Origin of the sequence: Nonomuraea maheshkhaliensis, assembly GCF_039529435.1 — a bacterium.
Taxonomy (GTDB): domain Bacteria; phylum Actinomycetota; class Actinomycetes; order Streptosporangiales; family Streptosporangiaceae; genus Nonomuraea; species Nonomuraea maheshkhaliensis.
In genome coordinates this window covers 53690-60581 of the sequence record NZ_BAAAMU010000023.1, presented here as the reverse complement: position 1 = coordinate 60581, position 6892 = coordinate 53690, and the positions used below count along the sequence as shown (strand labels likewise).

Here is a 6892-nt window from a genome sequence, read left to right as displayed (position 1 = left end):
AGCTGGTGTCCGTGGCCGCCGTCCACCCCGACCCCGAGGCCGTGCGGCGGGATCTGGCGGCGGTGGACACCCGCCTCGACCTCGCAGAAGGCCGCCGTCCCACGCTCACCGTCGTCCTGTCAGGACGGCACGGCCCGGTGACGCTCACCTGAGCATCGTGTGCACCGAGCGGGGTCAGAGATGGCTGCCGAGCATGCCGGCCAGGAGCTCGCGCAGGGCCGTTTCGAGCTCGTCCCGGTCCGGTACGGCCCCCGCGCCCGCGATGGCGTCGAACATGAGCCCCTCCCCGAACGCCACGAGGCTGCGCGCGTGCCGCACCGGCTCAGGTGAGCCGAGTGCCGCCAGCATGGCCACGGCCGGATCGCGAAAGCGCCGCCCGGCCTGGTCGTAGATCGTGCGCAGCTCCGGCCGCCGGGTGGCCTCCAGGGCCAGCTCGTAGCGGGCCAGCGTGCGGCGGCGGTCCTTGAGCTGGAGGTGCAGCGCCCCCGCCATGCGGGCGGGCAGCCCGCCCAGCTCGTACGACTCCGCCCCGTACGCCCCCGCCAGCGCCCGCAGCTCCAGCTCGGTGAGCCGCGACAGCGTCAGCTCCAGCAGCGCCGCCCGCGTGCGGGCCAGGTTGGAAGTGGACCCGGGCGGCAGCCCCGCGGCCTCGTCCACGGCCCGGTGGGTCAGGCCGCGCATGCCCCGCTCGGCCAGCAGGGTGATGGCCGCGTCCGCCACGACGTCTGAGCGTTTCACGGAAGCCGATACTACAGGGGTAGTGGGACCGGACTACAGGCGTAGTACAGTGACACTACAGACGTAGTGAGGAGGCTGGCGATGGCGAAGGCCGTGGTGGTCGGCGGCGGGGTCGGCGGTCTGGCCGCCGGAGTGGCGCTGCGGCGCAAGGGATGGGACGTGACCGTCCTGGAGCGCGTGCCGGTGATCGAGCCGGTCGGGTCGGGCCTGGCGATCTCCGCCAACGCGCTCAAGGCACTCGACGCCGTCGGCCTCGGCGACCGGATCCGCGCGCTCTCCTCGGCGGAGGGCCGCTTCGGCCTGCGGCGCTCGGACGGGCGCTGGATGGTGCAGGCCAGCGAGGCGGACGCCGACGCCGAGTACGGCGACTCGGTGGTGGTCCTGCTGCGCGCCACGCTGATGGAGGTGCTGCTGGACGCGCTCGGCCACGACCGGCTGCTGCTCGGCACGGCCGTCAAGGACGTGGACGCGGAAAGGGGCCTCGTCCGCACGGAGGCGGGTGACCTGGAGGCCGACCTCGTCGTGGCGGCCGACGGCATCCACTCGGCCACCCGGCGCGCGCTCTTCCCCGGGCATCCAGGACCGGCGTACTCCGGGGTGACGGCCTGGCGCGGTCTCATTCCGCGCGGCGGCCTGACGATCCCGCGCTCGGAGAGCTGGGGCCGGGGCACGGTGTTCGGCATCCATCTGCTGGCCGGGGACGTGGTCTACGTCTACGCGACCGACGTGCTGCCCGCCGGGACCGCGCACGCCGACGAGCGGGAGGAGTTGCTGCGCAGGTTCGGCGGCTGGCACGAGCCGATCCCCGCGCTGCTGCGGGCGGCCGACCCCGCCATGATCATCAGGAACGACATCTACCACCAGGCCCGGCCGCTGCCCGCCTTCCACCGGGGCAGGGTGGCGCTGGTCGGGGACGCCGCCCACCCGATGACGCCCAACCTCGGGCAGGGTGCCTGCCAGGCGATCGAGGACGGCGTGGTGCTGGCGCACGTGGCCGGGGGTGACCTGGCCGCGTACTCGGCGGCCCGGGTGGAGCGCACCGCGAAGATCGTCCGGCGGTCGATGACGCTGTGCCGGATGAGCGGGATCCGCAACCCGGCGGCGGTGTGGCTGCGCGACGCCGGGCTGTCGGCGGCGGCCCGGCTCAGCCCAGGTCTGATGTTGCGGTCGATGGACGAGCTGCTGCGCTGGCGTCCACCTGGGGAACCTGCACGGTGATCGTGCGCTCGGCCAGCTCGGGAGAAGGCCGGCCGGCGCGCGGCGAGGAGCCGTTGGCAGGCCGCGCGGCGCCGTTGAGGGGCTGGGCGGTGCCGTTGGCGGGCTGCGCTGCGCCGTTCAGAGGTTGCGCGGAGGGCCGCGTGGTGGCCGGCTTGGCGTTGTGGTCGGGGGCGAGGCGGCCCAGCGTGATCGTGCCGCCGATGGTCAGAGCGGCGGCCAGCACGGCGGGCACGGCCGTCGAGGCGTCGGTCGGCAGCGGCTCCCCGAGCAGCAGCGCCCCGGCCAGCACGGAGGTGATCGGGTCGATGACCTGCACCCCGGCGTAGGCGATGCCGAAGTAGCCCACGGCGTACGAGCGCTGCAGCAGCACCACGGCGCAGACCAGCAGCACCGGCACGGCCAGGCTGAACCAGTGGATCAGCCGCCCCCAGTCGCCCTGCATGCCGCCGCCGATCACACGCACGAACGTGGACACGCTCGCGGTGACGGCCCCCGCGCCGACGGACAGCAGCAGCGCCTTGGCCGGCCCGTGCACCCGGCTCGCGACCACCTGGGTGGCCAGCGTGACCACCCCGATGACCGCGATGAACCCGAGAGCGGCGCCGTTGCCGAGCCTGGGCGTCACGTTGTGCGTGGGCACCAGGAGCATGAGCCAGAGCAGGCCCACGGCCACGGCGATGGAGCCGAGGATCTCCGCGCGGTAGGGCCGCCGCCCGTACATGAAGGCGGCCAGCGGCACCGCGAACACCAGGGTGGCCACGCTGATCGGCTGCACGGCGACCAGGGGCGCGAAGCTGAGCGCCACGGCGTGCAGGCACGCGCCGCTGAAGGAGATGATGCCGCCCACCCACCAGCGCGGACGTCTGGCGAGCTTGAGTGAGGCGCCTTCCGCCACGACCTCGTACTGCTGCAGCGCGGCCCCGAACGCGTATCCCAGCGCGCCCGCCAGGGCGATGAGCATGCCGACCCACGTCATCGCGGCCCGCGCAGACTCGGGGATCCTTTCAAGAGCATTGCTCCAGCTTATGAGGCCGGAGGGACTCCAGAATCATCCTTTAGGCTGATAAAACATTACAAGTCGGGGGCGACGCGCACGGACATGTGGCTCATCCTTGAGCCCGAGCAGGCGTTTCGCCCCGTTCCAGCCCTCCTGTCACGAGACGCCACGCCCGCGAGCGAGGGCCCCCATTCGGATGGCTTACGACTGCTCGGGGCAGACGCAGAAGAGGTGGCCCTGCGGGTCCCGCAGCACGACCCAGCGCGTGCCCTCCTCGGTGACACCCGGCTGGAACTCGGGCCTGGTGGCCCCCAGCGCGACGTACTCCTTGACCGCCTGGTCGACGTCCGGCACCCGGAAGTCGAGGTGGAACTGCTTGGCCGGCCCCGGCCAGTCGGCCGGCTCGCGCTCGGGCACCCGGCCGAAGTAGATGCTGGTGGTGCCGTCGGTGATGGCGGCGTACTCGTCCTCCGCGTACGTGATCTCCATCCCCGTCACCTCGTGGTAGAAGGCCGCCAGCGTGCGGGGGTCGGCACAGTCGATGGTGAAGGCCATCAGCCTTGCTTTCGTCGTCATGCCGTTCACCCTCGCAGCCATACCTGCCATCTCCTGTCAGGTACATCGTGCGGCCCTACGCGGACGGGTCCGACTTTTCCCACAGAACATCAACAAGCCGTCGGTTTTCGTGTAAACCCGTAAGAATGCCTTTGACGTTCTTTAACCAAACCGCAAGCTGATGCCGCCACCCTCTCCTCAACCGAAGGGAGACAGCCGTGCGAACCAGGCCAGAACGGCTCTATGAGATCGACGGGCTCCGGCTGCTGGCGGCTCTGTGCGTCGTGCTGTTCCACTACGTCTTCTCCGGGTGGGCGGGCGGCAAGACCACTGTGACGTTCGTCACCGAGAGCGCCTGGGCCAAGTACGGCTACCTGGGCGTGGACCTGTTCTTCCTCATCAGCGGTTTCGTCGTGCTCATGAGCGCCTGGGGCAGGACGCCCCGGCAGTTCGTGGTGTCCCGCGTGGTGCGGCTCTATCCGGCGTACTGGATCGGCATCGCGATCACCGCCGTGGTGACCGTGACGCTCGGGCAGGGGCTGTTCCAGGTCTCGTTACCCCAGGTGCTGGCCAACCTGACGATGTTCCAGGCGGTGCCGAACATCGAGAACGTGGACGTCGTCTACTGGACGCTCTGGGCCGAGATGCGGTTCTACGTGCTGATGCTGGCCTTCACGTTCATCGGGATGACCAAGGGCCGCATCCTGGCCGGGCTGTGGGGCTGGCTGGCGCTGACGTTCCTGGTCGAGCTGGGGCTGCTGCCGGGGATCGCGGACCTGGTCGTGCAGTCGGAGTTCTCCCACTACTTCATCGCCGGGATGGCGCTCTTCATGCTCTACCGCTTCGGGCTGACCGTGCAGATCGCGCTGCTGGTGCCGATCTGCCTGGGCAACGCGGTCTACCGGGCCATCGGGTACGCCGAGGCGGTCGGCGAGCGGTACTCGGTGACGTACTCGCCGGTGGTCATCACGGCCGTGGTCGTGCTCATCTTCCTGGTCATGACGTTCGTGTCGCTGCGGGTGACGAGCGTGCTGGCCAGGCCGTGGCTGGTGACGGCGGGGGCGCTGACGTACCCGCTGTACCTGCTGCACGCCCACGTCGGGTTCATCCTGTTCGCCCGGCTGGAGGACGCGGTGAACAAGTACGTGCTGCTGGTGGCGATGATCGCGGTCATGCTGGGGGCGGCGTACCTGGTGCACCGGTTCGTGGAGCGGCCGCTCGCGCCCCGGCTCAAGCGGCTGCTGTCGAAACGGGAGCCGCCCGCGCACGCCGTGGTGCCGGCGGGAAGCCCGACAGCGTGAGTTGACTCTCCTGACAACCGCTCGCCAGGCGGAGCGTGGGGCCCCCGGCTGCGGATACGATCCGCGTCACGGATGGCAGAAGGAGCCCGGATGAGTCTCAGCGGTGAGCAGCAGGAATGGGCCCCTCCAGGCGTGGATCCCGAGCGGCCCAGCGTGGCCCGTGTGCACGACGCCCTGCTGGGCGGCCAGGAGAACTTCGCCTCCGACCGCTCGGTGGCGCGCCGGCTCAAGGACGCGGTGCCCGAGGTCGTCGACCTCGTGTGGTGCAACCGGGCCTTCATCGGCCGGGTCGTCGACTTCCTCGTACGCGAGGCGGGCGTCAAGCAGATCATCGACCTCGGCGCCGGGCTGCCCACGGTCGAGAACACCCATGAGGTGGCCCAGTTCGCCGACCCGCAGGCGCGGGTGGTCTACGTGGACAACGACCCCATGGTGGAGCCGCACGCCCGCGCCATCCTCGGCGGCAACCCGAACGCCGACTCCATCACCGCCGACGCCCGCGACGTGGACGCCGTGCTCGGCCATCCGGCCGTGCGCCGGCTGATCGACCCGGCGCGGCCGACGGCGATCCTGATCATCGGCGTGCTGCACCTGTTCTCCGACGAGGAGCAGCCGCACGCCCTGGTCAAGCGGTACATGGACGCGCTGCCGCCGGGCAGCCACCTGGCCGCCTCCAACTTCCTGGCCTCGGACAACCCGAAGGCCAAGGCGCTGGAGATCATGCTCCAGGCGACCATGGGCACCGGGCACTTCCGCGACCACGAGGCCGTCGAGCGCTTCTTCGACGGCCTGACGCTCGTGGAGCCCGGCGTGGTGCACTTCCCCGAGTGGCATCCCGACGACCGCCTCCCCGGCCCGCTCGCGCCCTGGGAGGAACTGCTGGTCGGCGGCGTGGCCCGCAAACCCTGAGGCACGGAACGCGCCGCCCGCGCGGCACGCGACGCGTGAACGGTGCGGCACGAAATCGTGGCGCGGCCAGGCCCGCGTGGCCGCTACGCTGTGGCCCATGCCGCGACGTCTGATCTGCTCCCCTCCGCCCGCCCGCTAGCGGGCGGCTTATCCAGATATCGCCGGGTCTGACGGATCCGGGGGTGGTCGCTGCCCGCATACGGGCCCATACCGACCACTCCATCCGGAGAACCCCTGTCATGACCCATGTCTCCGCCCGGCGGGGCGCCCTTTACGTGTCCGTGGCCGCGACCGCCTGGGGCACCGGCGGCGCCGCCGGTGTCCTGCTCTTCGAGACGGGCGGCCTCGGCCCCGTCGGCGTGTCGCTCTGGCGCTACCTGCTCGGCGCCGCCTTCCTGCTCGCCCTGGCCCGCCGTCGCCCTCGGGGCGGGCTGCTCACCTGGCGCGTCCTGGTCGTCGGCGCCGGGATGGCCGTCTACCAGACCGCCTACTTCGCCGCCATCGCGCACTCCGGCGTCGCGCTGGCGACGGTGGTGACCATGGGCGCCACCCCGGTCTTCACCGCCCTGGGCAGCCGTTTCGTGCTGCGCGAGCGCCTGGGCCGGGTCGCGCTCGCCGCCCTGGCCGCCGCGCTGGCCGGGCTGCTCCTGCTCACGGGCGAGAGCGTGCTGCAGGCCCGCGCCTCCTCGGTGCTCGGCATCGCCTTCGCCCTGGGCTCGGCCGCCGGGTACGCGGGGGTGACGCTCTTCTCCCGCCGCCACCGCGACGACGACCCCCAGTCCGTGTCGATCGGCGGGTTCGTCGTCGGCGCCGTGTGCCTGGCGCCGTTCGCGCTGGCCGAAGGGGTGGTGCCCGAGCTGAACTGGACATCGGCCTGGCTGCTGCTCTATCTGGGCGCGGTGCCGACCGCGCTGGCGTACGGGCTGTTCTTCCGCGCCCTGACCGCCCTGCGGGCCACCACCGTGTCGATCATCTCGCTCGGCGAGGCGGTGGGCGCGGCGCTGCTCGGGGTCGTGCTGTTCGGCGAGCGGCTCACGGCGCCGGCCTGGGCGGGCTGCCTCCTGCTGCTGGCCGCCGTCACCGTACTCGCCGCACGTGCCGATGCGGCGTGATGTGACGGCGCAGGCGGCCGGATGAGTTAAGGTCCGGTACGGCGACGCTTGCCGGACCGTCG

General features: G+C 71.6%; 8 protein-coding genes. 5 read left to right on the top strand and 3 right to left on the bottom strand.

Annotation, left to right across the window (positions count from 1 at the left end):
- Positions 1-152 (top strand): hypothetical protein (locus ABFX54_RS17980; RefSeq protein WP_346106255.1); only part of this gene is annotated, 152 nt, incomplete at its 5' end.
- A 22-nt stretch (positions 153-174) separates the two neighbouring features.
- On the opposite strand, the gene ABFX54_RS17975 is transcribed toward ABFX54_RS17980, so the two are convergent.
- Positions 175-738, bottom strand: coding sequence for a TetR/AcrR family transcriptional regulator (locus ABFX54_RS17975; RefSeq protein WP_346106175.1), 564 nt, complete (start codon positions 736-738; stop codon positions 175-177).
- 81 nt (positions 739-819) lie between these two features.
- On the opposite strand from ABFX54_RS17975, the gene ABFX54_RS17970 reads away from it, so the two are divergent.
- Positions 820-1956 (top strand): FAD-dependent monooxygenase, encoded by a 1137-nt coding sequence (locus tag ABFX54_RS17970; RefSeq protein WP_346106173.1) that lies wholly within the window; start codon positions 820-822, stop codon positions 1954-1956.
- Here the strand turns inward: ABFX54_RS17970 and ABFX54_RS17965 are convergent.
- Entirely contained in the window at positions 1883-2917 is a 1035-nt protein-coding gene (locus ABFX54_RS17965; RefSeq protein WP_346106171.1) for a DMT family transporter, read from the bottom strand. The genes ABFX54_RS17970 and ABFX54_RS17965 overlap by 74 nt on opposite strands.
- Before the next feature lie 237 nt (positions 2918-3154).
- The gene (locus ABFX54_RS17960) at positions 3155-3529 is read right to left on the bottom strand and encodes a VOC family protein (protein ID WP_346106169.1); all 375 of its coding nucleotides are present in this window, start codon (positions 3527-3529) and stop codon (positions 3155-3157) included.
- Between the two features lie 197 nt (positions 3530-3726).
- Between ABFX54_RS17960 and ABFX54_RS17955 the strand changes: the two genes are divergently transcribed.
- The 3 genes from ABFX54_RS17955 (at position 3727) to ABFX54_RS17945 (ending at position 6830) form a co-directional block, all read left to right on the top strand.
- Positions 3727-4809, top strand: a complete 1083-nt coding sequence (locus tag ABFX54_RS17955) for an acyltransferase family protein (protein ID WP_346106168.1) — start codon at positions 3727-3729, stop codon at positions 4807-4809.
- 90 nt (positions 4810-4899) lie between these two features.
- On the top strand, positions 4900-5718 hold the full coding sequence (locus tag ABFX54_RS17950; RefSeq protein WP_346106166.1) for an SAM-dependent methyltransferase: 819 nt from the start codon (positions 4900-4902) through the stop codon (positions 5716-5718).
- A 239-nt stretch (positions 5719-5957) separates the two neighbouring features.
- A complete protein-coding gene (locus tag ABFX54_RS17945; protein ID WP_346106165.1) occupies positions 5958-6830 on the top strand; it encodes a DMT family transporter in 873 nt (290 codons plus the stop codon).
- Positions 6831-6892: the final 62 nt, after the last annotated feature.

What these genes read in the sequence shown, in the direction of transcription:
- ABFX54_RS17970 (WP_346106173.1), top strand. Translation starts at nt 820, where the DNA reads ATGGCGAAGGCCGTGGTGGTCGGCGGCGGGGTCGGCGGTCTGGCCGCC.
- ABFX54_RS17965 (WP_346106171.1), bottom strand. Translation starts at nt 2,917, where the DNA reads ATGCTCATCGCCCTGGCGGGCGCGCTGGGATACGCGTTCGGGGCCGCG.
- ABFX54_RS17960 (WP_346106169.1), bottom strand. Translation starts at nt 3,529, where the DNA reads ATGACGACGAAAGCAAGGCTGATGGCCTTCACCATCGACTGTGCCGAC.
- ABFX54_RS17950 (WP_346106166.1), top strand. Translation starts at nt 4,900, where the DNA reads ATGAGTCTCAGCGGTGAGCAGCAGGAATGGGCCCCTCCAGGCGTGGAT.
- ABFX54_RS17945 (WP_346106165.1), top strand. Translation starts at nt 5,958, where the DNA reads ATGACCCATGTCTCCGCCCGGCGGGGCGCCCTTTACGTGTCCGTGGCC.